Below are 3410 nucleotides of genomic sequence, written 5' to 3' on the forward strand. Positions count from 1 at the left end.
TTTCTTTTTTTTTGGGTTTGGAAATTTGTAAAAGTAACAGGCCGCGCAGTTCCCCGCGCCCCTTCGGGGCACGGGGCCTTCCGTGCGTTCGCGGCCTTCCCGACGGCTCGATTGCCTACGGGCGGCGGCCGATGGTCAGTTCGGCCGGGCGGTACGGGATGTAGGCCGCGCCGTCGAGGTCGAGGGCGGTCGCGGCTGACTGGAGGGAGGTCGGGGTGGCCGAGGTGCCCCAGCGGCCGGTGTCGAGGCGGGACTCCAGGGCGTGCAGGGCGGCCACCGTCTCGGCGGTGGTGAAGGTGCAGTGGCCCTGGCGTTCGACGTAGGCCTGGCGGAGCTGGGCGGCGTCGCCGGAGGCGCGGACCCGGGTGGCGAAGCGGGACTCCTGTTCGACGGGCACGAGGTCGTCGGCGGTGGTGTGGATGTTGAGGAGGGGGACGGCGAGGCCCTGGCCGGCGGAGGACGTGCGTCGGCCCTCGGCGACGGCGGCCGGGTCGGCGGTGATGGTGGCGTTGGTCGTCAGGTCGCGCAGATCGGCCCGCAGGTCGAGGCCGGCCTTCTTGTAGAGGGCCTTGACCAGGGGCGCGTGCTGGGACCCCGCGAGCACGCGCGCGTAGTCGACGCCCTTGTTCCCGGAGTTGTTGCCGCCGAGAGCTTTCTCGACGTGGAAGCGGGCGGGCTCGACGCGGTTGAGGACGCCCTGGGCCAGCCACGCGTACTGCTGGGCCTGCTGCTCCTCCCGGTCGCCCGGCGCGGGGCGCTCCTTGCCGGGCGCCCAGGTGGGCAGGTTGAGGTAGGCGGCGGCGAGGGCGATCCGGGCCCGGCCCTCCGGAGTCTTCTGGGCGGCGACGACGGCGTCGGTGAGCTGCCGGCCGGTGGTGGCGCCCTCGGCGTCGGAGGCGAAGTCCACCAGCTTCACGGGAGTGTCGGGGAGCAGGAGCCGGGCGATCGTGTATTCACCGTCGAGCTGGTAGGTGTGCAGGTCGTTGGCTCCGGCCACGAGACCGCACAGGCCCAGCGCGCCGTCGATGCCGCCCGCGCCCGAGCGGGCGAGGCGGGCGTTGACCAGCCCGCCCATGGACTGGCCGATGGAGAGCGTGCGCGTGGGTTCGCCGATCCTCTCGGTGACCGCCGCGACGGTGGCGACCTGGTCGCGCTCCGCGCTCTCCAGGGCCCAGAGGGTCTCGCTGACGTCGTAGGACGAGCCGGTGAGGGCGTAGCCCTCTTCGAGGAGGCGGAGGCGTACGGCCTCGCGGGGGGCGTTCTGGGGGACCGTCACGCCGAAGCCGTGGCTGAAGACGATCAGAGTGCCGTTCCAGTTCTCCGGGACGTCCGCTATCCAGGCGGCGCCGTCGGGGAGGGTGCCGGTGAGGCGTTCGACGGCTGGCGCGGCGGTCCGGGGGGCGGCGGTGGAGACGGAGGCGCCGGTCAGGCAGAGGACGACGGTCGCGGCCAGGGCGGCGAGGGCGCGGCGGGTGGAGCGTCGGGTGCGTACGGCCATGGGGGTGGGGCTCCTGTCGACGCGGAGGAGGGGACCTTGCTCGCTCGTACTTGGGAGTAACTCGAACCTCAAGGAAGGTAGGGCTGATTTATAGTTGCAGTCAATAAAGTGCACAACATTCAGTCAGGCCCCTGCGCGCTGCGGAATGCGGGATTCCTGTCCCCTTATGAGGGATCGTTTCACCCGTACGGAGTAAATGTGCTCAAGGGGCGAGAAGGCGCTGGTTCCGGGCGCCTACCGTCCATGAATGATGAGCATCAGTCCGGAAACCTCGACCCGCACCACCGGCGCACACCGGGCGCACCGTGAGGCGCGCGATCGGGCGGCGGCGCGCGCGGTGGCACAGCATCCGTCGGCGCGCTACGAGCCGTACCTGGACGGCCTGTTCACCTACTGCATGTCCGTGCTGTGCGACCGCGACGCGGCCACCGCCGCCCTCGCCGACGGGCTCGCCCTCGCCGAGCGGCGCCGGGGGCCGGACACCGCCGACGACCGCCGCGCCTGGCTGTACGCACTGGCCCGCTGGGCCTGTCTGCGCAGGCTCGCCGAGGTTCGGCAGAAGCGTCCGGCCGCGCATGCCTCCACGCGCCCGCCCGTGCCCGCCGGTGGGGCCGATAAGACGCATCCCGACAAGGGGCGCTCCGACAAAGGGCGTTCGGAGGTGGGCCGTTCGGATGCAAGGCGTTCGGAGGTGGGGCGTTCGGAGAAGGTGCGCGCCGTAAAGAGCGCTGTCCGGTCCGTTGCCCTTTCCGAGGACGAGGAGCGGCAGCGGCGGCGTGAACTCGCGCTGCTCGCCTGGCCGGAGGCCGCCGGGACCACACCCGAGCAGCGCGAGGCCCTGGAGTTGGCCGTACGGCATCAGCTCACCGCCCATGAGGTCGCCGCCGTGCTGGGCATGGAACCGACCGCCGCCCGGGAACTGCTCGCCTCCGCCGCCTGCGAGGTGGAGCGCACCCGGGCCGCCCTCGCCGTCGTCGAGACCGGCGCCTGTCCGAGCGTCGCCCGGCTGACCGGTGACCACCAGCTCGTCCTGAGCGCCACCCTGCGCCGCGAGCTCGTCCGGCACGTCGACGACTGTCCCGTCTGCCGTCGCGCCGCCGAGCGCGCCGTCCCCGGCCGCTGGCCCGGCACCACCGTCACGCCCGACGCACTGCCGGTGCTCGAAGCGCCGCGCGCCGTGCTGGGGCCCGCGAGGGCCCACCTCACGCGCGCGCGTGGTGGCGCCCCGCGCTTCGACCGGCGCGGCTTCCCCATGGACCCGAGGGACCGTGCGGCCCGCCGGGAGCGGCTGCGCGCCCGGGCCGTGACCACGACCGTCGTCGCCACCGTCGTCGCGGCGCCCGTCTTCGCCCTCTGGGCCGCCTACTGGGGCGCCCCCCTCATCGGCGAGGGCGGCGACGGCCGTTCGGTCAGCGCGGGCGAGGAGCAGGGCGGCGGCACCGTCGGCGAGGGCGGCGGCGACGCCTACCAGAACGCCGGCAACGCCCGGACCAGGCCCGACGCCCGCCACGGCCGAGGACAGCACCCGGCGGACGACGTGTCCGTGGAGGTCACCCAGGGCAAGGGGCGGGGCGCGCTCTCCGTCGCCGCCGCGAACGACGGGGACACCACCCTCATCACCCTCAGGGCGACCGGAGACGCGGCCGTCCGCTGGTCCGCCCGAACCGGCGCCGACTGGCTCTACCTCAGCCAGTCCTCGGGCACCCTGAAACCCGGCGAGTCGCTGACGATCAAGGTGTACGTCGACCAGCTGAGCGAACCCTCCGGGTACTGGACCGCGCGGGTGACGCTGGCCCCCGCGGACGCCGTGGTGACGATCGAGGGCTACGGTCCGGCTCCGACGCCGCCGGTCGACCCCCGGCCGACCGCACCCGTCCCGGACCCGGACCCCCCGAGGCCCACGGCCCCACCG

2 protein-coding genes are annotated in these 3410 nt (G+C 73.5%); one reads left to right on the forward strand and one right to left on the reverse strand.

Going from position 1 to position 3410, the window contains the following annotated elements; translation table 11 throughout:
• Positions 1 to 115: 115 nt before the first annotated feature.
• A complete protein-coding gene (locus tag P1P70_RS42300) occupies positions 116 to 1498 on the reverse strand; it encodes an alpha/beta hydrolase (protein WP_319247477.1) in 1383 nt (460 codons plus the stop codon).
• A 247-nt stretch (positions 1499 to 1745) separates the two neighbouring features.
• Between P1P70_RS42300 and P1P70_RS42305 the strand changes: the two genes are divergently transcribed.
• A partial coding sequence (locus P1P70_RS42305) for a BACON domain-containing protein (RefSeq protein WP_319247479.1) occupies positions 1746 to 3410 on the forward strand: 1665 nt, incomplete at its 3' end.

The organism is Streptomyces sp. MB09-02B (genome assembly GCF_033794485.1).
Classification (GTDB): domain Bacteria; phylum Actinomycetota; class Actinomycetes; order Streptomycetales; family Streptomycetaceae; genus Streptomyces.

Excerpts from the sequence above, each read along its gene's own strand:
- P1P70_RS42300 (WP_319247477.1), bottom strand. The coding sequence starts at position 1,498 with ATGGCCGTACGCACCCGACGCTCCACCCGCCGCGCCCTCGCCGCCCTG.